This is a genomic window from Pseudomonas sp. PDM16 (assembly GCF_014851865.1).
In the GTDB taxonomy this organism is placed as follows: domain Bacteria; phylum Pseudomonadota; class Gammaproteobacteria; order Pseudomonadales; family Pseudomonadaceae; genus Aquipseudomonas.
The window spans coordinates 81654-104215 of sequence record NZ_JACVAM010000003.1; the positions used below are offsets into that span (position 1 = coordinate 81654).

General features: G+C 63.3%; 18 protein-coding genes. 3 read left to right on the forward strand and 15 right to left on the reverse strand.

Annotation, left to right across the window (positions count from 1 at the left end; all coding sequences use genetic code 11):
- Positions 1 to 84: 84 nt before the first annotated feature.
- The 6 genes from IB234_RS12340 to IB234_RS12365 all read right to left on the reverse strand — a co-directional run bounded on the left by IB234_RS12340 (position 85) and on the right by IB234_RS12365 (position 7325).
- Positions 85 to 813 carry an MBL fold metallo-hydrolase gene (locus tag IB234_RS12340; RefSeq protein WP_318652008.1) on the reverse strand — a complete coding sequence of 243 codons (729 nt, stop codon included), beginning with the start codon at positions 811 to 813 and terminating at the stop codon, positions 85 to 87.
- A 98-nt stretch (positions 814 to 911) separates the two neighbouring features.
- A complete protein-coding gene (locus IB234_RS12345; protein WP_192317991.1) occupies positions 912 to 1922 on the reverse strand; it encodes a VOC family protein in 1011 nt (336 codons plus the stop codon).
- Positions 1923 to 2007: 85 nt separating this feature from the next.
- The gene (locus tag IB234_RS12350) at positions 2008 to 3375 is read right to left on the reverse strand and encodes a DUF1329 domain-containing protein (RefSeq protein WP_192317994.1); all 1368 of its coding nucleotides are present in this window, start codon (positions 3373 to 3375) and stop codon (positions 2008 to 2010) included.
- Between the two features lie 11 nt (positions 3376 to 3386).
- Positions 3387 to 5243 (reverse strand): DUF1302 domain-containing protein, encoded by a 1857-nt coding sequence (locus IB234_RS12355; protein ID WP_192317996.1) that lies wholly within the window; start codon positions 5241 to 5243, stop codon positions 3387 to 3389.
- 46 nt (positions 5244 to 5289) lie between these two features.
- Positions 5290 to 6546, reverse strand: coding sequence for an SMP-30/gluconolactonase/LRE family protein (locus tag IB234_RS12360; RefSeq protein WP_192317998.1), 1257 nt, complete (start codon positions 6544 to 6546; stop codon positions 5290 to 5292).
- Complete coding sequence (locus IB234_RS12365) at positions 6543 to 7325, reverse strand: M24 family metallopeptidase (protein ID WP_225580565.1); 783 nt, start codon at positions 7323 to 7325, stop codon at positions 6543 to 6545. Before IB234_RS12365 ends, IB234_RS12360 begins: the two co-directional genes overlap by 4 nt.
- 332 nt (positions 7326 to 7657) lie before the next feature.
- On the opposite strand from IB234_RS12365, the gene IB234_RS12370 reads away from it, so the two are divergent.
- Complete coding sequence (locus tag IB234_RS12370) at positions 7658 to 8716, forward strand: AraC family transcriptional regulator (protein ID WP_192318002.1); 1059 nt, start codon at positions 7658 to 7660, stop codon at positions 8714 to 8716.
- Here IB234_RS12370 and IB234_RS12375 read toward each other — a convergent pair.
- The 4 genes from IB234_RS12375 to IB234_RS12390 all read right to left on the reverse strand — a co-directional run bounded on the left by IB234_RS12375 (position 8713) and on the right by IB234_RS12390 (position 15957).
- Positions 8713 to 9921 carry a hypothetical protein gene (locus tag IB234_RS12375; protein ID WP_192318004.1) on the reverse strand — a complete coding sequence of 403 codons (1209 nt, stop codon included), beginning with the start codon at positions 9919 to 9921 and terminating at the stop codon, positions 8713 to 8715. The genes IB234_RS12370 and IB234_RS12375 overlap by 4 nt on opposite strands.
- A 301-nt stretch (positions 9922 to 10222) precedes the next feature.
- A complete protein-coding gene (locus IB234_RS12380) occupies positions 10223 to 11644 on the reverse strand; it encodes an efflux transporter outer membrane subunit (RefSeq protein WP_192318006.1) in 1422 nt (473 codons plus the stop codon).
- A gap of 5 nt (positions 11645 to 11649) precedes the next feature.
- Entirely contained in the window at positions 11650 to 14781 is a 3132-nt protein-coding gene (locus tag IB234_RS12385) for an efflux RND transporter permease subunit (protein ID WP_192318008.1), read from the reverse strand.
- Between the two features lie 27 nt (positions 14782 to 14808).
- A complete protein-coding gene (locus tag IB234_RS12390; RefSeq protein WP_192318010.1) occupies positions 14809 to 15957 on the reverse strand; it encodes a MexC family multidrug efflux RND transporter periplasmic adaptor subunit in 1149 nt (382 codons plus the stop codon).
- A 165-nt stretch (positions 15958 to 16122) separates the two neighbouring features.
- On the opposite strand from IB234_RS12390, the gene IB234_RS12395 reads away from it, so the two are divergent.
- Positions 16123 to 16710: a TetR/AcrR family transcriptional regulator gene (locus IB234_RS12395; protein ID WP_192318012.1), complete on the forward strand. Its 588-nt coding sequence runs from the start codon at positions 16123 to 16125 to the stop codon at positions 16708 to 16710.
- Here IB234_RS12395 and IB234_RS12400 read toward each other — a convergent pair.
- Positions 16631 to 17566 (reverse strand): LysR family transcriptional regulator, encoded by a 936-nt coding sequence (locus IB234_RS12400; RefSeq protein ID WP_192318014.1) that lies wholly within the window; start codon positions 17564 to 17566, stop codon positions 16631 to 16633. The two genes, IB234_RS12395 and IB234_RS12400, sit on opposite strands and share 80 nt — an antisense overlap.
- A gap of 128 nt (positions 17567 to 17694) precedes the next feature.
- Here IB234_RS12400 and IB234_RS12405 point away from each other — a divergent pair, with 128 nt between their 5' ends.
- A complete protein-coding gene (locus tag IB234_RS12405) occupies positions 17695 to 18084 on the forward strand; it encodes a RidA family protein (RefSeq protein ID WP_192318016.1) in 390 nt (129 codons plus the stop codon).
- Positions 18085 to 18136: 52 nt separating this feature from the next.
- Here the strand turns inward: IB234_RS12405 and IB234_RS12410 are convergent, their stop codons facing one another.
- The 4 genes from IB234_RS12410 to IB234_RS12425 form a co-directional block, all read right to left on the reverse strand.
- A complete protein-coding gene (locus tag IB234_RS12410; RefSeq protein WP_192318018.1) occupies positions 18137 to 19933 on the reverse strand; it encodes a family 2A encapsulin nanocompartment cargo protein cysteine desulfurase in 1797 nt (598 codons plus the stop codon).
- Positions 19908 to 20840, reverse strand: a complete 933-nt coding sequence (locus tag IB234_RS12415) for a family 2A encapsulin nanocompartment shell protein (RefSeq protein WP_192318020.1) — start codon at positions 20838 to 20840, stop codon at positions 19908 to 19910. Before IB234_RS12415 ends, IB234_RS12410 begins: the two co-directional genes overlap by 26 nt.
- Positions 20841 to 20944: 104 nt before the next feature.
- Positions 20945 to 21925, reverse strand: a complete 981-nt coding sequence (epsC, locus tag IB234_RS12420) for a serine O-acetyltransferase EpsC (RefSeq protein WP_192318022.1) — start codon at positions 21923 to 21925, stop codon at positions 20945 to 20947.
- Between the two features lie 60 nt (positions 21926 to 21985).
- Entirely contained in the window at positions 21986 to 22495 is a 510-nt protein-coding gene (locus IB234_RS12425) for a rhodanese-like domain-containing protein (protein WP_192318024.1), read from the reverse strand.
- Positions 22496 to 22562 lie beyond the last annotated feature (67 nt).

Sequence of the window (22562 nt, forward strand, 5' to 3'; positions counted from 1 at the left end):
GTCGCAGCACCAACGGCTGCATCTGGCCGCTGGAGGCCACGACCTCAATCTACAAATCCTCGTTAGCAAACGGGACCCAAGACGTCATCCGTGGCGATACCGGGCAAACTCTTCAGGGTCGTGGGCACAGAACAGTTCGACCTGCTCGCGGCGCTGATGTGCCAGCTCCAGAAGGCGTCGCTGGTTCTCCAGCCTCGGCTTTCGCCTGGTCTGAACCATCGCCTCGAAGACCCTTAGGCCAACAGGCATCTCGTCAGGGCGATCAACCTGACTGCGATGGAAATATGCATCTCCGCAATGCAGCAGCCATTTGCCGTTTTCTTGCACTGCTACACCGCTGTGTCCGCGCGTATGCCCCACCAACGGCACGATGAGAACATCCGCACTCAACCCCGGAATGGCCCGGATGCTCTCGAATCCAAGCCATTGATCTCCCTGTACCTGATGTTCGACCCAGCGCGGCTGGTGACCGAACTGTAAAGGCCGGTAGCGCTGCCGATCAAGAAGTGAAGGATTGGTTGCTGCGCGCAACTCCGGACCGAAGACATGAACATCGGCCCAGGGGAAATCACTCAGCCCGCCCGCGTGATCAAGATCCAGGTGCGTAGGCACGATGTGCCGAACATCCCTGGGGTCATAGCCCAACCCTCGAACCTGCGATATTGCCGCTTCCTCTATCGATAGGCGGGGGCGCAGGAGTGACAGGAACCCTCTGCCCAAGCGCCGCACAGGATCATGGATGTCTGCCAGTCCGAGGCCGGTATCGACAAGAATCAGAGATTCACTCGTCTCGATCAGCAGGCAGTGACTCACCAGTTCACCTGGCACTGTCCAGCTACCGCGACCGGAGATCAGGCGCTGACAACCAGGGCACATTGACCCGCAATTGAGATGATGGACTTTAACGCTCACTACCGCTCCCCTTGGGCTGCCTTGCGGAACTGGATCAGGTTTCCATAGAGATCCTGTGTGACAGCATCGCCTCCGTCCCGGAAGACAAGCTTTCCGCCTGCGCTCGAGACTCGAGCAAGCATGGCGTCCAGATCGTCAGTAACGAAACCAATGGCGACCACACCAGCATCCGAGAATGTCAGTGCCCGTCGCCCTGAGGGCAGGTTATAGGTAAATGCCTCTACGGTTGGCCCCCCGGCACTGTAGCCGGGCATTTCGATATGGCGCCCACGCACCGCTACTCCGCGGATGCCCGTGAGCTCGGCGATGAACGCTCCATCGTAATCACGCTCCGCCCCAATGGCATCAACGCCGAACACCTCGCGGTAAAAAGCCACCACCTGCTCCCAGTCCAGCGAGTTGTGGTTCGCATGCAGGAAGCGCAGATGTTCCTCCGCCGGCCCGCCCCACTCGAGCCTCGTGTATACCAGAGCCTCGAGGGTTCGATAGATCGTCCGCGGCGTAATGGGACTTGGAAGCGGAATGTGTACTTCCACCGCATTACCGTCCGGGTCCTTCGCGTACAACACCGGAGCCCGATCGTTGGCATCGAACACACTGCTGAGCGATCCGCCTGCGGCCACGAGGCGGCTGACAACGGCCCGCATGTCATCACTCTCGAAACAGAGATGGGCATAGCCATTGTCGGACGCCCGTGGCGGCGGGTTAGCCAGTTGCGCTGCCGGGATCAGCGTCAGAGTCGGCCCACGACCACCATAACCGGGCGTTCGCAACACAACGGAACTCGCCGAAACGCCGGCGGGCGACCAGGAACGCTCATCGACCTCTCTGGCATCGAAGGTGGTCTTGTAGAAATCAGCCAGGCGCCTCACATCGGGCGTTGCGATGGTCACATTGCTGAAAACCGTATGGGACGGCACCGCACGGTGGTCGCTGGAGGAATAGGACAGTCCCCACCACACGGCCACGCTCGCCGATATCCCCCCCAGGGCAACCACTGTTTTCTTCATCCACACGCTCTCGGCTCAGAAAAAAAGGCCGTCAACGACGGCCAAAGTGCCTCTGGTATCAACCGTTGGCAGTAGCGTTCATGGATTAGCGAACACCTGACCGACGCAGCGCTGCAGGCGTGAAATCAGCGGAGGACAGCTCGATGCCGTACTTCGGCGCATTGGTGATCTCGTTGCGCAGGCCCGACACGAAGTAACGGCCGTTCAGCAGGTCATAGCAGGTCTCTACCAGGATCAGCGGCAGCTCCTGCTGATAGACCTGCTGCAGGTGGCCCTCAGCAACACGCCAGATCTGGCCGCGGCTGTCGTAGTGATCGGCCACGAGTGCCTGCCAGGTGTCCTCATCGAGATACAAGCGACGCTTGGCGTAGATATGGCGCTGGCCTTCCTTGAGGGTGGCCTCGACTACCCACACACGGTGCAGTTCGTAGCGGGTGTAGTCGGAGTTGAGGTGACCGGGCTTGATGATGTCCGCGTACTTCAGCTTGGGGTCATCCAGACGATAGGCGTTGTACGGAACGTACATCTCCTGCTTGCCGACCAGCTTCCAGTCGTAGCGGTCAGGGGCACCGTTGTACATCATGAAGTTGTCGGAGGTGTGCTGGCCGTCACCGGTGGTGGAGGGACCGTCGTAGGAGATCTGCGGGGCACGGCGAACACGGCGCTGACCGGCGTTATAGGCCCAAGCCATACGTGGCTCTTTAACCTGGTCGAGGGTCTCGTGGACGAGCAGTACGTCACCGGCCAAGCGAGCCGGCGAGAGGGTTCGCCACTTGTAATAGAACATGATGTTGGGGTTCTTGGCAGTCGCGGCATCGCTCAGGGCCCACTGCATGGCCACGTACTGGTCCAGCAGGCTCGCCGTGAACTGGCCGTTGGCCTGGGGAGCTGCGGTGACGATGTTGCGTTGCAGCGTCGAGCCCATGTAGCGAGCGATGTGGTTCCAGATCGCTTCCTGGCCGTTCTGTGCAATCGGGAACGGCACACCCATCTGGTAGTTCGCCAGGGTGGCACCGCCGCCAGAAACGGTCGTGGTGGTGGCGTTCTCACGAGTCTTCTGTAGCCAGTTATCCGGGAACTTCGCGCTGCGGTGCGTCGGGTAGACGGCCATGCGGAAGGTGGTCGGATAGCGTTTGAGCAGAGCCAGTTGCCCATCGCTCAGCTTGTCGCGGTACTGCTCAGCGTTCTCAGAAGTGATGGTGAAGAGCGGCTTGTCGCTGGCGTACGGATCGGTCATGAAACCGCTGCCGTCCAGAGTACCTGCATCTTTGGCGAGACCACCGGTCCAGGCCGGAATGGAGCCATCAGCATTGCCCGATTTTTCGGCGCCGACGGGAGTCAGGCTCTGGCCGAGCACAGCAGCCTCCTGGGCGCCCACAGCGCCCAGGGTTGCGGTCGCCCAGAGGGAAAGCAGCAAGGTCGAACCACTGATGAGATTCTTGTAGGTATGCATAGTCATCACCGTTAGAAATTCACGCCGAAGCTGAGTGCGAGGAAGTCGCGGTCAACCTGGGTGTTGTAATCACCGTCGAAGAAGTTGGTGTACGAGAGGCTCGCGCTGTAGGTCTTGTCGTACTCGGCGTCGATACCCACGCTCAGAGCCTTGGCCCCCTCGTTGAAGGGGTTGGTGCTCGGCCCGTAGCCTTCCACGTCATGCGACCAAGCCAGGTTCGGTCGCAGGCTCACGCCGGCAAACACGTTGCGGTAGTCCCAGACGGCGCGAACGCGGTAACCCCAGGCGGTGCTGGTGGTGTAGCCATTGTTGTTGCACTCATCCGGACGAGTCGTATTGGTGTTGGTCCGGCACAGGCTGTTGTCCGGCAGAGCACCGGTGCCATAGATGGCATCGCGGCCGTAGCGCAGACCGCCATCGCCCTCCAGACCGCCCGTGTGCACCACGGCAGCCTCACCAACCAGTGTCAGGCGCTCGGCACCCATCACCCGATCAAAGAAGTGCGTTGCGGTGACCTGCAACTGGCTGACTTCCTTGCGCTGATAGCCCGGTACCCGCTCATTGTTGCCGGGGGTGAATGCAGCATTCACGGGCGACAGTGCAGTCGAGCCCAGCATGCCGGTCACCATATCGGCGCCGTTGATCTGCAGGGGAGCGTTAGGGCGGTAACTGAGCTCGCCTGACAGGGCAGTGCCCGTCGGCAAGGTGGTCGAGAAGCTCAAGCCATAGAGGCGGATATCCTCCGGGTAGTCCAAGTAGTATTTGCTGGTGCCCAAGCGATACGCACTGACCAGCGACTGGCCAGTTGGAGTGCCAATCAGTCCGCTGCACATCGCCGCCGGAATACCCAGGCTGGAGCAGACACCCGGGGCGAAATCGAGGTCCGCGATGTTCGGTCCGGCAATCACGCTGTAGTACGGCGTACGGCTGTGGTAGTTCATGAAGTACGCGCCAAACTCGGTATCGAGCGGCACTGCGTACCAACGCAGCGCAGCGCCCCATTGGCCTGAGTTGCGCGCATCGTTATCACCAGCCCGGGGAATGACGATGCCTTCATTGGAGAGGTTGATGCCGAACGGCTCCAGGGCCGCCACCGCCAGCGCGTTGCCGGTGACATTCGGCCCCACAGGGTTCTCATTGCAGCCATCGGCAATGTTGTCGGTACCAAAGAACGTTCCGCAGTTGTCCACTACGGTCTGCTCCCAGTCGAGCTGATAGAACGCCTCGACAGACAGATCCTCGGTCAGGCTCTGCGACACGGAGAACATGCTCACCGGAATCAGGCCTTCTTTGATCTCAGCACCTGGCCGGCGGAATGCCGCCACGTCGACCGGGTTGACGCTGTTGATGCCGCCACCGATGAAGGTACTCTCCCCCCAGCTGATCACCTGGCGACCCAGGCGAGCCGAGCCAGGCTGATTGGCAATCTCGTAGTTGTGGTACACGAACGCATCGAGCAGTTGGGCCCCAGAGGACTGGGCACCTTCCTTGCGGTTGCTGTCGCTGATGTCCTTCCAGGGACGGCTCTCGTCCTTCAGCTCGAAGTCGTACCAGTACTTGCCGCGGAAGAAGGCACCAGTGTCACCGTACTTCAGCTCAAGGTCATGGATGCCCTTGAAGATCTTCGAGAAGGTTTTGCCTTTCTCGAAGTTCAGGCGCCCGTCATCGCTGAGCACAGAGGCCGCCCCGCCTCCGTTGTTCGCACCGATGAATTCGGACTTGGCGCTCTGCGTCGACCAACTGGCCCCAACGGAGAGGGAGGTGTCGAATTGCCACTCCAGCTCACCGAACTGGAACGTGACTGCAAAAGCTGGGGTGGCGGTCGCCGCACAGATGGCGAGCGCCAGCGGTTTCATGTTGCTGCGCATGGCAGTGTCTCCTCTTTTTGTTCTTGTTTTGGGTACCACCTAGGGATCACTCCCGAAGCGACGGTGGGTAGTCGATGCGGTGAGCCCCGTGGTTGTCCTTGGCGAAGCTGGCGAGGTAGATGCCATCGTGCTCAGGAAGCACTTTTGAAACGGATTGCACCTTGCTTCCGTCATGCATCAGCCAGTACAGAACCCGCTTCCCGCTTGAGTCGAGCACCACGAACCCAGTCTGCTTTTGCTGAGTAAAAAGACCGTGAGGCAAACGCAGGATGAGAGGCTTCATCCAAGGATTAGCGTGCAGCCAGGTTGCAACCTTGGTACGTGGCGTATAGAGCGCGACGTAGATTCTTCCGTGCTTATCTCGGCTTAAGCCGTCAGGCATACCGGGCATGGCTTCCTGCAGGGTCTCTGTAGTTCCAGCTTTCTCGCCCGAAACGAACAGGCGCAGCATCCGAAACTTGGTTGTCTCGCTGATCACCACAGAGCGCTCGATACCCTTTGCATCTTCGGAGCCGCGATCAATCAGAATGCCGTCAACGAAATGCAGGTCCTGCACCACCAACTGCGATGTCTGCTTCTCCAAGTCGAACATCCATAGACGGCCGTTGTTGGCCAGGCTAACCGCTTCCTCAAAAGCTGCTTCGCCCATGGCGGCGCCTGGGAATGCGTACGGCTCGGACATGTATACGCGCGAACCATCCAAGCTGATATCTATGTCGTTGCAGAACTTCACCGGACGGCTGTTGCTGTCGTTCATGTCAGCAACAGAGAGCACACCTTTACCCAATGGCTGAACTGTCCCCAAGACGGCCGCGGGATTAAGCTCCGGAGGAAGCGGAACACGTAGCGCCACCGGCTTGATGGCCTCAGTTGCAATGTTCAGCTCGTAGATGCCGACCGGGGCTTCCTGCTCGGGAGTGAAGCCATACAGGTGCGAATTGCAGAACAGGATGCGGTTGTTGTCGTTGGGCATGAACCGTGCGCCGGACGGTACCAGCGGCGTTTGTGCAAACCTCTCAGCCTGGCCGGTTTTCATATCCACACGCCAGAACCAACCATCGCGACCGGTAATGAAGGCTTGGCCGGTGCCCTCTTGAACTAGAACATCGTCGTGCCCTGGTACATCTAGCCCGGAGACCGTCGGGGTGATGTCATCAGCCACCTTGGCAGCCTGCATATCCGCGCTAACTTCACCCATCTGATAGGCCGGAGCAGGCTTGATGTAATCCGGCGGCGCGGTAAGCCACCAGGCTGCGCCGGCAACTGCGAGCGTCAGCAGTCCTAGAGTGGTCTTCAACTTCATACGCACTTCTCCCTAGCCTCAATCACATGAGGCACTTCATCATCGAGCCAGTAGCAACGGTGCGGCTCTACCACCAGAACCTCTTCGAACTTCGCCCCCCCGCCATCCCAGCCAATATGTGGCTCGATGGCCCACAGCCCGAGCTTGTTGCCGATGTGCTCAGGGGTGAGTGCGGCTGACAGGCCCAGCTTGAGGAAGGCGAGATTGGTTTCCAGGGAGAACCAGCCGAACGACTTGGTACCGATGCGCAAGTGCTTGCCCTTCTTCTGCTTCACCCGGAAAACACGGTGACCGAGCACGCAGTGCGGGTATTTGGCGTGAACGTTGTCGTAGCCGGAGGCATGAATGCGCTTGTCGATCTCAGCCCAGATCTCGGCAGCCGTCATCGGGCTGGCGAACATCTTCGGGATATCCTCGCGCAGCTGGAGAAGGAACTTCTTCGCGCTATCGAGGCTGGGATTGGGGGTCAGGCAGATGGCGTAGCCCACGTCACCGATGTAGCCGTCGACTACCGGCGAGACATCCAGGATCGCCACATGGCCGGGCTCCAGCTGGCGGTCGCTGGGGTGGTAGTCGGCGTAGTCCTGGTAACCATCGAAGCGGGAGTGGTCACCGAACCAGGCGAAGGCTCGATGCAGATAGCGCTCTGTACCATGATCGCGCAGATAGCCTTCCAGAAGATCCGCAGCCTCCTTTTCGGTCATGCCGACCTTGAGCTGCTTGCCCACGTGAAGCACGGCGTCATACGCCAGGCGCTGGGCCTTCAGGAATCCCTCCATCGCCTCAGGCGGGGGCAGTTGATCTGCGCCACCGGCGTACTTCGAAGATACTTTTGACAGCCAACGGTAGAGCCGGTCTACCGGGCCGGTAGGCTTCAGTGAGTAGCCGATGGGCATTATCGATCCCTCCAGGCGAGTGGTGGATCGATTGGTCGAATAGAGCGACCAGCTGAACGCAGACGGCATAGCGCCGATCGCGTGTAGGCGAACTGACTCATATCTGGACTCGATGTTGTTGTTATGAGCCAGATGCTATGGGGGCTCGCAGTCCCCCAATATTGTCCAACCGCCAATCTAATGGTTGAATTCGGCCAATTACAGAGAGGCGTGCTATGCGGCAAGAACCAGGCAGTTCTTCATTCATCTCGGTCACCGAACTGCTCGTCCCAGTCGCATTGCCGGCTCTACTCATGGAGGTTCTGCTTGAACAGGGACTAAGCGCGGATCAGTTGCTGCAAGGCACGGAGCTCCGGCTGGAGCACTTCAGCCACCCGGCCACAAAACTCAGCTATCGGCAGCTGGCGGTGATCATCTCGCGGGGATTGGCCCTGAGCGGAAACCCCCGACTGGGGCTGGTCTTCGGTTCTAGAATTCGCCTATCGCATCTTGCTGAGCTCGGTGCTCTGTATGGTTCTGCACCGACTCTACGGCATGCGTACGAAGTAGGTCTCAAGCACCAGAAGCTCTTGGGTAGTGCCCTTGATATGCGCCTGGTGGAGCGCCCCAAGCACCTCGCCATTATCGCGTCCAAGCTGGTTCCTCTGGAGGAGCGCTACTACTTCAACCAGGAATCCTGGCTCATGGGTATCGCGAACCAAACCTCCCTGTCTATGGAACGCTCGGTTACGGAGATGGAGCTGGAAGTCGAGTTCGACTACCCGGCCCCGGATGATCTTCAGCTGTACCACCAACTGTTCGGAAAAAAAGTTAGATTCGGCCAGGAATACTGCCAAGTCCTGATCCCTCGTGCTCTTCTCGACCAACGTCTGCCAGGCGCCTGCCCAACGGAGTTCAAGATTGCGATTCAACGATGCGAAGAAGCCTCCGCCCAGAACAGGGCACCTATCTCGCTTCCAGAACAGATACGCATCCTTCTGCGCAAGGAATTGCATGCCCCGCCTTCGGTCGAGGAAATAGCTCAGAGACTCAATCTATCGACGCGCACGCTGAACCGGCGGCTCGATGAGCTGGACTGCAACTACCGCCAGTTGCTCAGAGAAGTCAGGTTCGAAACGGCAGCCCAGTTGCTCCAAGGTACCGCCCTTCCCATCGCGATCATCGCTCAGCGTGCGGGCTTCAACGATGCATCGAACTTCGTGAAGGCGTTCCGTGAGTGGGCAGGCACTACCCCCAATCGATACCGACAACATATCGAAGACCAGAAAGGCTAGCCGACCTGCGTGTAGCCAAAAGGGTTGTGCTTGATGTCGCCCAGCTCATAGCCGAAATCGGGGCGCCCTGGATAGGGTTTCAGCACCTCGCCTCCCCCCTCGACGCCGAAAGTCGTCAGGAAGGCGGCCTCGAAGCGGGCGACGGACTCCCATTGCGCGCCCTCCGAACCCCCTTCGTCCTCATCCAGCACGATGACGAAGTCAGGCAACCCCAGGTGCTGCATGCCGCAGGTATAGAGCTTGTTTTCGTGGGAGATGGGCTTACGCACGAACATCTTGTACAGCGCCAGCAGCATCGTCTTCCGATCCTGTTGCCCGATGGCATTCACCATCTCACCGACAAGAGTTCTCCAGCGTTCGAGGCCATGGGCAAGGCCGGCGGTTTCGATCTTGGCAGCCGTGATCATGCGCTTGTCGATCAGATGGGCCAGGCAACTGGCGGTGGCCATCGAGATCGAGAGGCGCGTTCGCTCCGAGTAGATGCGTGGGACGATGAAGTAGGCCGTAGCCGTATGCTGCTCGATACCCTCCCAGTCCTGCTCGGTCATGGAAGGCTCGGTGCGATCCATGCAGATCCGGTAGGAGCGTGGCATGCGATCATCGTGCTCCAGTTCGCTGAACTGCTCGTCCAGTCGATAGGTGTCGCAGCCCATCGAGGCGGCCAGGGTCTCGAACTCGTCCTTCAGCTCCTTCAGGGAATCCAGGCTACCGAGCACGTTCAGGATCATGTCGGGTGGCAAATCTGCCTTCAGCTGGGTCAGCTCCTCGTCACGCGTCCGCAGGTAGCTCTCCAGGGCCGACAGCCACTCCAGGCCGGCTTCTTGAATCGCCACAGGCTGGTCCGCCAGGGGGAAGGTGTCCAGCTTGTCGCGGCCCTGTTCATCGACCTCGACGGGCTGGAACAGGATCTCACAACCACCAGCAGAGCCTGCCGCGAGCTTGAAGATGAAGTGACGGTGGTCGGTAAAACCGTTGTCAGGCGCAGGTCCCGTCAGGTTCTCTATGGCGATGCGGAGCAGATCGGGTTCGAATTCGACGTACAGCTCCGCCTCGCACCCCTGCTCATCCTCCACACTGATCCAACCATAGTTGTCACCGCCCTCGACGTAACGCAGGAAGTGCTCCTGGACATATCCCAGGCTCAACAATGCCTGGATGCGATCATGATCGATGGCAGGCGAAACGAGATTCGGGGCTTGAGACATGGTGATTCCATCCAGTGGCATTCGGCTATCGGACATACGTCCGCTCAGGCTCGCCATCCTCCCGCAAAAACATGAAGAAATCCGCGCACTCAAACACCGCCTGAGAGATGAGTGGCGAACGAGATGAGAAGCCGTCTCCATTCTGACAGTTCTCCGAGAACCACCCACTGTGCATGACGGCACCCGCCCAGGGCCGAGAGGTAGTCGCAGGGCCATAAAAAAGGGCGGATCGGGCCGCCCAAAACCAAAGGTCTGAACCTTCGGAGCAAGAACTGGCCCGGGACTTCCCCCAGGCCTCGTCTCAGCGGCGCTCGGCCCGCTCGTCAACGTCCCAGCCACCGCCCAGGCTGCGAAACAGGTCGACCAGGGCGATCTGTCGCTGGGTAGCGGTTTCGATCAGAGCCGACTCGTTGACGAAGCTGCTGCGTTGCGCGTCCAGGTAACGCAGATGGCTATCCACACCACCCTCGTAGCGCGCCCGCGCCAGCTTCAGCGTCTCGGTGCTGGTGTCGGCCAGCGCGCGTCGAGCCGTTTCTTCACGACGCAGGGTGTCGGTCGCGGCCAGCGCATCCGCCACTTCGCGGAAGGCGGTCTGGATGCTGCCCTCGTACTCGGCCACGGCGGCGTCGCGGCGTACCTCGGCCAGATCCAGGTTGGCGCTGTTACGACCGGCGTCGAAGATCGGCAGCGAGAGGGTCGGCATGAAGCTCCAGGAGCGCGAGCCGCCCTCGAACAGGCCAGACATCTCGGCACTGGAGCTACCGTAGCTGCCGGTCAGGCTGATGCGTGGGAAGAACGCCGCACGGGCTGCGCCGATGTCGGCATGACGAGCCTTCAGACGATGCTCGGCGGCGAGAATATCCGGGCGCCGCTCCAGCAACTCCGACGGCGCCCCGGCCGCGATGTCCTGCAATAGCCGCAGCTCGCTCCCGGGTGTCGCGGGTATCGCTTCTGCGGCATCCGGCGTACCGAGCAACAGCACCAGCGCGTTGAGCGCCTGCTGCCGCTGCCGCTGATTGACCTCCAGCTCGGCACGCGACTGCTCGACCAGCCCCAGCGCCTCCTGATAGTCCAGCGCCGTGGCGGTGCCGGCGCGGCGGCGCTGGCTGGTCAGGCCGAGAGAATCTTCGCGACTGGCCAGCGTCTGACGGGTCAGCTCCAGACGACGCTGGGCGCCGTCATAGGTCAGGTAGGCCTGGCTGACCTCGGCGATCAGTGCGATCTGCGCACCACGCGCCGCCGCCTCGGTCGCCAGATACTGCTCCAGCGCCGCGTCGGTCAGGCTCTTCACGCGGCCGAACAGGTCCAGCTCGTACTCCGGCAGGGAGAGCCCCACCTGGTAGCTGCTGGTGACGGCCGACGCGCCGGTACCGGAGAGATCCGCCGGCTGTCTCTGACGATTACCGGTGGCAGACGCGGAGAGCTCTGGTAGCCGGTCAGCACGCTGGATGCGGTACTGCGCACGCGCCTGCTCGATATCGAGCAAGGTCTGCCGCAGCGACCGGTTGTTGGCCAGCGCTATACCGACCAGGCGCTTCAGCTCCGGATCGACGATGAAATGCTGCCAGTCAAGTTCCCGTACGGCCTGCCCTCGAGCACCGGCGCCGCCACTCCAATGCTTGGCCACCGGCGCCTCGGGACGCTGATAGGTCGGCGCCAGGGAACAGCCGCCCAGGCTCAGCACGAGCAGCAGCGACGGGATGGCAAGGGCGTGTCTGTGCATGGCGATCATTGCGCGGCCTCGACGGGTTGTGGAGTGGGCGCAGGCTGGCGCTTCAGCAGCGACAGCACCCAGACGAAGAAGATGGGCACGAAGATCACCCCCAGCAGGGTGGCGCTGAGCATGCCGCCGATCACGCCGGTGCCGATGGCGCGTTGGCTCGCGGCCCCGGCTCCCGTGGCGACCACCAATGGCACCACGCCGAGGATGAAGGCCATGGAGGTCATGATGATCGGGCGGAAACGCAGGCGCGCCGCCTCGATGGCCGCATCGCGCAACGAATAGCCCTGAGCCCACAGATCCTTGGCGAACTCGACGATCAGAATGGCGTTCTTCGCGGCCAGGCCGATGATGGTGATCAGTCCGACCTTGAAGTACACATCGTTGGGCAAGCCGACAGCGCTCACCGCCAGCACCGCCCCCAGAGCACCGATGGGCACGATCAGCATCACCGTCAGCGGAATGGCCCAGCTCTCGTAGAGCGCCACCAACAACAGGAACACCACCAGAATGGCCAGGGCGAACAGCCCAACAGCCTGGCCGCTGGCGACCTTCTCCTGATAGGAAAGACCAGTCCATTCATAGCCGATGCCCTCCGGCAGCTCACCGGCGATCCGCTCCAGTTCGGCCATCGCATCCCCGGTGCTGACACCGGGCATGGCATCACCGGCGATCTTGATCGACGGGTAGCCGTTGTAACGGGCGATCTGCACCGGCCCCTCCTCCCAGCGGGTGGTGACGAACGAGCTGAGCGGTACCAGAGCGCCGTCGGTATTGGGCACGTAGAGGCGCAGCACGCTCTCCGGAGTCATACGCGCGCCCTGCTCGGCCTGCACCACCACACGCTGCTGGCGGCCGGCATTGGCGAAGTCGTTGATCACGGCGGAGCCGAAGGCGGTCGACAGCGTGCTACTGATGCTCTCGAAGCTCACCCCGAGGGTACGGGCCTTCTCCCGGTCGATCACCACACGCAGCTGCGGCGCCTCGGCCAGCCCTTCCATCATGGCGTAGAGAATCTTCGGGTTGCCGTTGGCCTGGCCCAGCACCTGGTCGCGGACCGCCAGCAACGCCTCACGCCCGAGGCCGGCACGGTCCTGCAGGCGCAACGAGAAACCACCGGAGTTGCCCAGGCCGTCGATGGGCGGCGGGGTCACCGCCATAATGTTGCCATCGCTGTTGCCGGCGAAGCGCTCGTTGACCGCCGCCGTCTCGGCATCGGCCGACTGCGCCGCACTGCGCTCGGACCAGTCCTTGAGCGTGGGGAATGCCAGCGCAGCGTTCTCGCCCATGCCGGAGAAGCTGAAACCCATCACCAGGAACGACGACGCCACCGCCTCGCGGGACTGAAGGAATCGCTCGAGTTCACCGCCGGTGACATCGGTGCGTGCACGGGTAGCACCGGGCGGCAGCTGGACATCGACGATCAGATAGCCCTGATCCTCCACCGGCACGAAAGACTCCGGCAGGCGCAGGTAGCAGAACGCGAGCAGCGCGACGATGCCCAGATACACCAGCATGAAGCGACCGGCACGCCGTACCAGCGCGCCGTTGAGCCGGCTGTAGCGCTGGGTCAGGCGGGCAAAGGTGCGGTTGAAGGCGCCGAAGAAGCCGCCCTTCTCGTGGTGCCCCTCGGGAATCGGCTTGAGCAACGTGGCGCACAGCGCCGGGGTGAAGGTCAGTGCCAGGAAGCCGGAGAACAGGATCGACACCGCCAGCGACAGGGAGAATTGCTGATAGATCACGCCCACCGAGCCGGCCATGAAGGCCAGCGGCAGGAACACCGCCGACAGCACCAGGGTGATACCAATGATGGCACCGGACACCTGGCCCATCGCCTTGACCGTAGCCGCCGCTGGCGACAGCCCCTCCTCGGCCATGATCCGTTCGACGTTCTCCACCACCACGATGGCGTCGTCCACCAGAATGCCGATGGCCAGCACCATGCCGAACATGGTCATCATGTTCACCGAGAAGCCCAGCTGGTACATCACCGTCAGCGTGCCGAGCAGGCACACCGGCACCACGATGGCCGGGATCAGCGTGTAGCGCACGTTCTGCAGGAACAGGAACATCACCAGGAACACCAGCACCATGGCCTCGACCAGGGTGTAGATGACCTTCTCGATAGCCACGTCGACGAAGCGCGAGGTGTCGTACGGTACCGAGAACTCCACGTCGTCCGGGAAGTTTGCCGACAGCTCGGTCAGGCGCTGCTTGACCGCCTCGGCGGTCTGGATGGCGTTGGCACCCGGTGACAGCTGGATGGCCCCGGCCACAGCCGGCTTGCCGTCCAGGCGCGAGGCAAAGTTGTAGCTCTCGCTGCCGATCTCCAGGCGTGACACGTCGGCCAGCGTCACGGTGGAACCGTCGGCATTGGCGCGTAGCACGATGCGGCCGAACTCCTGCGGATCGTCCAGGGTGCCCTTCACCGCCAGCGTCGCGGTCAGTTCCTGCTGCACGCTGCCCGGTGCGCTGCCGAAGCTGCCTGCGGGCACCTGCACGTTCTGGCCACGAATGGCATTGCTCACATCGTCGATGGAGAGACCGAAGCCGACCAGCTTCTGCGGATCGACCCATACGCGCATGGCCGCTTCGGAGGAGAAGAACTGCAGCTTGCCGACACCCGACACACGCCGCAGCTCGTTGTTGATGTTGCGCGCGGCGTAGTCGCCCAGGGCCGTGGTATCGCTGCGCTCGGCACCCGCCTTGTAGCTGAGGGCATAGATCAGCAGGAAGCCCGCACTGGTTTGTTCCGCCTCGATGCCCTGGCTGAGCACCGCCTGCGGCATGCGCGCCTCGGCCTTCTTCAGGCGGTTCTGCACGTCCACCTGGGCCAGCTCAGGGTTGGTGCCGGGCTGGAAGGTGACCACCACCTCGGCGATACCGTTGGAGTTGCTGGCGGACTCGAAGTAGAGCAGCCCCTTGGCACCGTTGAGTTCTTCCTCGATCACGCTGGTGACCGAATCCACCAGCACCTGTGCCGAGGCACCGGGATAGGTGGCGGTGACCGTGATTTGCGGCGGCGCCACATTGGGATACTGCGCCACCGGCAGCATCGGGATGACCAGCAGGCCGGCCAGGGAAATGAACAGCGCCACCACCCACGCGAAGTTGGGGCGCCTGATGAAGAACAGAGACATGGAAAATTCCTCGCGGCGTTGCCGGCCTTACTGGCGGGCCGCCTGTTGCTCCTGGTTGGATCGCACCTCGACCTTGGCGCCCGGCTGCAGGCCGGTGATGCCGCCGACGATGACGCGATCACCGCTGGCCAGCCCGTGGCTGATCTGCCAGCGCGAACCCTGCATGACCCCGGTACGAATCGGGCGCGCCTCGACGCGATCCTCGGCGCCGATCACCAGCACCTGGGCGGAGCCATCGGCAGAGCGCTGCACCGCACGTTGCGGCACCAGGATGGCCTGGGCGTCGCTACCCTGCGACGTGGTCACCCGCACATACATGCCCGGCAGCAGCAGGCCGTCGGCGTTGTCGAACTTGCCGCGCAGGGAAACCTGGCCGGTCCCCGGATCGACCGAGACATCGGTGAACAGCAGCTCGCCGCCACGCTCGTAATCGGTACCGTCGATGCGGATGCTCAGCGCCTGGCTGTCGCCCGCGGAAAGTCGACCGCCCTTGAGGGCCTCGCGCAGGCGCAATGCTTCCGCCACCGGCTGGGTGAAATCGGCATAGATCGGGTCGAGCTGCTGGATGCGCGCCATGAGCGTGGTGTCGCCCTGCCCCACCAGCGCCCCTTCGGTCACCAGTGCGCGGCCGATACGGCCGGAGATCGGCGCCTTCACCGAGGCATAACCCAGGTTCAGGCGCGCGGTTTCCAGGTCGGCCTGTGCCGAGCGTACCGCCGCCTGGGCGCTGCGCATGTCGGCCGTGGCAGTGTCGAAGTCCTGCTGGCTGACCGCTTCGATCTTCACCAGCGGCTCATAGCGTTTCAGTCGAGCCTGCGTCTCGTATGCCGTGGCTTGCGCTCGCGCCAGCTCACCCTCGGCACGCGACACTGCAGCCTTGAGCGGAGCCGGATCGATCTGGAAAAGCAGGTCGCCGACCTTCACATCGGCGCCTTCCTCAAAGCGCTTCTGCATCACGATGCCCGCCACGCGTGCGCGCACTTCGGCGACCCGCATCGGCTCGATACGCCCCGGCAGCTCGGTGGTCAGCACCAGCGGCTCAGGAGCCACCACCACGACCTCGACGGGCATCGCCACTTCCTGCTGGGCGCCTTGCTGCTCGCCGCCCTCGCACCCTGCAAGAACGATGGTCACTGCCACCGCACCGATGACTCCCACTGCACGCCATACACGCATGACTCACCCGCACTCTTTTCTGGAAAGGCGCGAATGATCTTTTTTTAACCTTAATGAGTCAATATTGACTCACAAGAGTCTTTTGTGAGCAAATTTGCCAACCCCACTTGAGATGCATGGCTTTTTCTGCAAAATGCGCCAAATCACTTCTGCCTGAGACTTTCAATGCTCCTGACGAACAACGACGAACGACTCCTCAAGGCGCTGGCCGTGGCCATCGTCAATCGTCCGCGCGCGACATTGAAGGAGCTGGCCGAGTCTGCCGGCGTGAGCAAGGCCACGCTGCACCGCTTCTGCGGTACCCGCGACAACCTGGTGGAGATGCTGATAAACCATGGCGAGGCCGTGCTCAACCAGACCATCGAAAAGGCCGATTTGCAGCATGCCGAGCCTCTCGACGCATTGCGGCGCCTGATTGGCGAACACCTGACGCACCGTGAGCTATTGGTATTCCTGATGTTCGAATACCGCCCCGACACCCTCGACCCGGCCGCGGCCGGTGCTCGCTGGCAGTCCTATACCGATGCGCTGGATGCCTTCTTCCTGCGTGGCCAGCAGCAGGGCGTGTTCCGCATCGACATCACCGCCGCAGTATTCACCGAACTGTTCCTCTCGCTCATCTACGGCATGGTCGACGCCGAGCGGCGCGGCCGCGCAGCCAGCTCCAGCTCCGTCAACGTGCTGGAGCGGCTGTTCCTTCACGGGGCCGTGGCGGCGCCTGCTCCAGCATCAGCTCAAACACCCACTCGATGAACACCCGCAGCTTGGCGCTCACATGGCGGTTGGGCGGGTACGCCAGGTAGAGCGGCATACTGTCCAACTGCCAATCCTCGAGCAGAGGCAGCAGCGCTCCGCTCGCGCGGTGAGCCTTGGCCATGTATTCCGGTAGCCAGAGGATGCCTAGGCCGACCAGGCCGGCCGTGAGGTAGGCGTTGCCATCGTCCACCGCCAGCACCGGGCGGCCCTGCAAGGCGATGCGCTCGTCACCGCGCTGCATCATCCCGGTGAAGGCCTTGCGCGAACGAGCGCCGAGGAAGCTGACAATCTGGTGCCCGGCCAGCTCGCTCGGATGCCCGGGCACGCCGGCGCGCTCCAGGTAACCGGGCGCCGCGTAGATTCCGATGCGCAGGTCACCTACGTGACGTGCCACCAGCGACTGGTCGGTGATCTCGCCGCCGCGCACCACGCAGTCCACGTTGTCGCCGATCAGGTCGACGTAGCGGTCGCTGACGCCCAGGTCGAGCTGGATCTCCGGGTAGCGCGCATGGAAGGCCGGCAGCGCCGGGATCAGGATCGTGCTGGCAAAGGGGCTGGGCACGTCCACCCGCAGGCGCCCGCGCGGCGAGGTGGAGGCGTCGGACAGGCTGGTCTCGGCGTCGTCCATGTCGGCCAGCAGGCGAATCACCCGCTCGTAGTAAGCGGCGCCATCGGCGGTGACATTGACCTTGCGTGTGGTGCGGTTGAGCAACCGCACGCGCAGGCGCGCCTCCAGCTGCTGCACCAGTTGGGTAACACTGGTCTTGCTCATATGCAGGGTATCGGCGGCCTTGGTAAAGCTGCCGGTCTCCACTACGCGGGCGAATGCCTGCATCGCATCGAAACGGTCCATCGAGACTCCGGATTGGGCGGGATTGTTTGGATTCTACAAACAGTGATGGACAGTGTTGCTCGTTTATCGCCCCGGCGCCCGCGCCTAGAGTCGCTCCCATCGCTAACCCACCGATGGAGGTGACCCCGATGACAACCCGCGACGTGATCTTTCCGCCCGACCGCCATGACCTCTACGAGCTGCACCGCTACTCGCCGGCGATTCGTTCCAATGGCTTCCTGTTCGTCTCCGGCCAGGTCGGCAGCCGCAAGGATGGCTCGGCCGAGCCGGACCTGGCGGCACAGGTACGCCTGGCCTTCGCCAACCTCAATGCGATCCTGGCCGAAGCCGGCAGTAGCTTCGCCGATGTAGTGGATACCACCATCTTCATGGTCGACCCCGATTCGAAATTCGAGACCATCTGGGAGGTGGCAGCCGAGTTTTGGGGCGAAGCGCCCTACCCGACGGCCACCGCTATCGGCGTAACCTGGCTGTCCGGTTTCGACTTCGAGATCAAGGTGATCGCCAGGCTGCCGTAACGGCATCATGGAAAGCCCCGGCCTTGCGACCGGGGCTTTTCTTTTCCCTCCCTCAGCGCCGGTTGGCCAGGCGCTGCACCGTGCTGACCAGCAGATCGATTTCATCCACCGTGTTGTAGAACGCCAGCGACGGTCGCACCGTGGCCTCGACCCCGAAACGGCGCAGGATCGGCTGCGCGCAGTGGTGGCCGGAGCGTACGGCGATGCCCTCGCGGTTGAGGGCGGCACCGACTTCCTCGGTGCGGTAGCCGTCGAGCACGAAGGACAGCACGCTGGCCTTGTGTGCGGCGGTGCCGATCAGGCGCAGGCCGGGAATACCCTGCAGGCCACGGGTGGCGTACTGCAGCAGGTCATGCTCGTAGCGCTGGATGTTCTCCAGCCCCAGGCGCTCGACATAGTCCAGCGCCGCCCCCAGGCCGACGGCATCGGCGATGTTGCCGGTACCGGCCTCGAAACGCGCCGGGGCTGGCTGGTACACCGTCTTGTCGAAGGTCACGTCGGCGATCATGTTGCCGCCGCCCTGCCAGGGCGGTAGCTGCTCCAGCAGATCCCGCTTGCCGTAGACCACGCCGATGCCGGTAGGGCCGAAGATCTTGTGCCCGGAGAACACCAGAAAATCGGCATCCAACGCCTGCACGTTGACCCGCAGGTGCGAGACCGACTGGGCACCGTCCACCAGTACCCGCGCGCCCACCGCATGGGCCAGGCCGATGATCTCGGCCACCGGCGTTACCGTGCCCAAAGCGTTGGAGACCTGGGTGACGGACACCAGCTTGGTGCGCGGGCAGAGCAGCTTGGCGTACTCCTCGAGAATGATCTGCCCCGTGTCGTCCACCGGAATCACCCGGATCTTCGCGCCCACTTCGGCGGCCAGCTGTTGCCAGGGCACGATGTTGGCGTGGTGCTCCAGGTGGGAGACGATGATCTCGTCGCCGGCGCCGATGAACTTGCGACCGAAGGTGTTGGCCACCAGGTTGATGCCTTCCGTGGCACCACGCACGAAGATGATCTCCTCCTCCGAACGCGCGCCGAGAAAGCGCCGTACCTTGCTCCGCGCGCCCTCGTAGGCATCGGTGGCGCGCGCCGCCAGCTCATGCGCGGCGCGGTGGATATTGGAGTTCTCGTGCTCGTAGAAGTAGCTGATGCGCTCGATCACCTGGCGCGGCTTCTGCGTAGTGGCGGCGTTGTCGAACCACACCAGCGGCTTGCCGTTAACCCGTTCCTGCAGGATGGGGAAGTCGCGACGCACCGCGTTGACGTCGAAGCTGCCCGCCGGCTGCGGCTGGCCGCGGCCTTCCGGCTGTTTCTCCAGACGCGGCGCACCACCCTGGTCGAGGAAGTAGAACTGCCCCGCCGAGCTGGCCGGTGCAGCATGGCTCGGCTCCTGGCGCGCGACGATCGACTGCACGATGCGCCCCAGTTCATCGCCACCGGGCAAGCCGAACGGCTGCGCGTCAACGCGGTTGTCCGTGGCGGACGCCGCCGACGGCGAAGCCTGCGGATAGGCGCTGCCACCGCCGGCAAAGTAGAACGGCGAAGCCGGAGCGCCGCCACCGGCCGGCGCCAGGATCGACGCCCCCGGATACACCTGCGGAATGGCGGCGGTATAGGCCTCGGGCGAACCGAGATCGAGCCCGTCCGCCGTGCCGGCCGGCGGCGTGGCCTGCAGCGGCGCCTCATGAGCGCTCAGGCTCGGCACACTGCTGGGTGCACCGGGGCGCGTGCCGCCACCAGGCAGGCTGGCGAACAGCTCGTTGGCCAGTTGCGCCAGGCTGCCGATATCCGGTAGGCCAGGCGCGGCTTCAGGGCTGTTGGCCCCTGGGTTATTTGTAAGTGTCTGGATAGTCATGGTACTTGCCGACCTCCACGTCATCGAGCACGGCCAGGGCATCTTCGGTGAGTACCGCCAGCGAGCAGTACAGCGAGATCAGGTAGGAGGCGATGGCGTTGCGGTTGATGCCCATGAAGCGCACGGACAGCCCCGGGCTCTGCTCGCCGGCCACGCCCGGCTGGTACAGGCCGATCACGCCCTGGCGTTTGTCACCGACGCGCAGCAGCAGAATCTTGGTCTTGCCGTTTTCGTCGAACGGAATCTTGTCCGACGGGATCAGCGGCAGGCCGCGCCAGGTGAGGAACTGCGAGCCGAACAGGCTGATGGTCGGTGGCGGCACGCCACGGCGGGTGCACTCGCGGCCGAAGGCGGTGATGGCCAGCGGGTGGGCGAGGAAGAAGGCCGGCTCCTTCCACACCTTGGCGATCAGCTCGTCGAGGTCGTCCGGGGTCGGCGCACCGGTCAGAGTGGAGATACGCTGGGTCGGATCGACGCTGGCCAGCAGGCCGTATTCCGGGTTGTTGATCAGCTCGTTTTCCTGCCGCTCCTTGATCGTCTCGATGGTCAGGCGCAGCTGCTCGCGGATCTGATCATGCGGGCTGCTGTACAGGTCGGAGACGCGGGTGTGCACGTCGAGGATGGTGCTCACCGCGTTGAGGAAGTACTCGCGCGGCTGGTCTTCGTAGTCGACGAAGGTCTGCGGCAGCGCCGCCTCGTCACGCTGCGAACAGGCGACCTGCACGTTGAGCGGGTTCTTCACCTTGTTCAGGCGGAAGATGCCCGCCTCCACCGGCGTCCATTGCAGCAGGTGCACCAGCCAGCGCGGGGTGATGGTGGAAAGTTGCGGTACGGTCTTGGTCGCGTTCGCCAGTTGGCGGGCGGCATTGTCGCCTAGCGCCAACCGTACATCCTGATTGTCAGACATGCTTCACTCCTAATGTCGTTTTATGCCGCGCAGGGCTCCGCCGGCCACCGAGGCGGCAGCCGTGGAAGTCGTACGCGTAGGGTTGGCCGCAGGGCCGCCGTGGTTTACCCGGCGTTGCCTGCCTGGTGTTGCAAACTCGCCTGGGTGACGTTGCTGCCGGGTGGCACGCTGCGCGTCAGCCAGACGTTCCCACCGATGGTGGAACCTTTGCCGATGGTGATGCGCCCGAGGATGGTGGCCCCGGCGTAGATCACCACATCGTCTTCGACCAGGGGATGGCGGGCCTGGCCCTTGTGCAGCTGGCCGCTCTCGTCGGCGGTGAAGCGCTTGGCGCCGAGGGTCACGGCCTGGTAGATGCGCACCCGGTTGCCGATCACCGCCGTCTCGCCGATCACCACGCCGGTGCCGTGGTCGATGAAGAAGCTGTGGCCGATCTGCGCACCGGGGTGAATGTCGATGCCGGTGGCAGAATGGGCGATCTCCGCGCCGATGCGCGCCAGCAGCGAGAGGCCGGCGCGGTACAGGTGATGGGCCAGGCGGTGGTGGATCACAGCGAGGATACCGGGGTAGCACAGCAACACCTCGTCGACGCTGCGCGCGGCCGGGTCGCCGGCATAGGCGGCGATCACATCGCTGTCGAGCAGGCGGCGCAGGCCGGGCAACGCGGCGGCGAAGTCGCGGACGATCTGCACCGCATCGGCATCGCTGCCCTCCTCCGGTTCGCCGCGTTGGCGGGCGGCGTGGCGCAGCTCCAGGCGCACCTGGCCGAGCAGGCTGTTCAGCGCGCTATCCAGGGTATGGCCGACGTAGAAGTCCTCACTCTCCTGGCGCAGGTCGCTGGGGCCGAGGCGCATGGGGAACAGCGCACCGCAGAGGTCGGCGAAGATGCCTTCCAGAGCCTGGCGCGAGGGCAGCTCGCGGCTGCCCAGCTCACGGGCGCGGCCGGTGCTGCTGCGCCACTCGGCGCGGGCGGCGCGCAGTTGTTCGACGATCTGATCGAGCTGCCAGTTGACCGGGCGCGATACGACCTCGCTCGGGGTCTGGATGAGGCCATCGGAAGGAGCGGCGGAGAGCTTGTTGGACATACGGAATCCTTGCCGACCGCCATCGCGGCCTGCCCGAGGGTCAGAGGGAGGTGGTCAGGGTCAGTCCTGCAGCCACGGCAGGCCCCAGTGGCGCCAGCCGCCAGAGTCGCCGCGCTGCTGCTGGGTATCCAGGTCGCCCTCGAAGCCCTCCAGCACATTGAACACCTGAGTGAAGCCTGCCTCGGTAGCAGCCTTGGCGGCAGCGGCGGAGCGCTTGCCGCTACGGCACAGCAACACCAGCACGGTGTCGCGGGCGGCGCGATTTTCCAATTCGCGCAGGAAGCGCGGGTTCTTGATCATCGCCGGGCCGGTCTGCCAGGCCACATGGGCGCTGCCGGCGACGCGGCCGACGTACTTCAGCTCCTCGGCAGTACGCACGTCCACCAGGGTCACGGCACCCGCCTCTGCCAAAGCCCAGGCCTCCGGTGGATAGAGGCTGCCCGCATAGGCATTGCCCTGCTCCACGCCTCGGGCCCGAGCGCGAGCCAGCAGTTCGCCGCTGGAAACTTCCAGTACGCTGCGCAGATCGTGCGGGCGGCGGGTGTTTGGGGTGATTTCAACGGCCGGCATAAGCGAGTCCTCTAGTTGGCTAGTCGGGGCTGGCAGAAGGTCTGCATCGCCGCGTTGAGGGCTACTC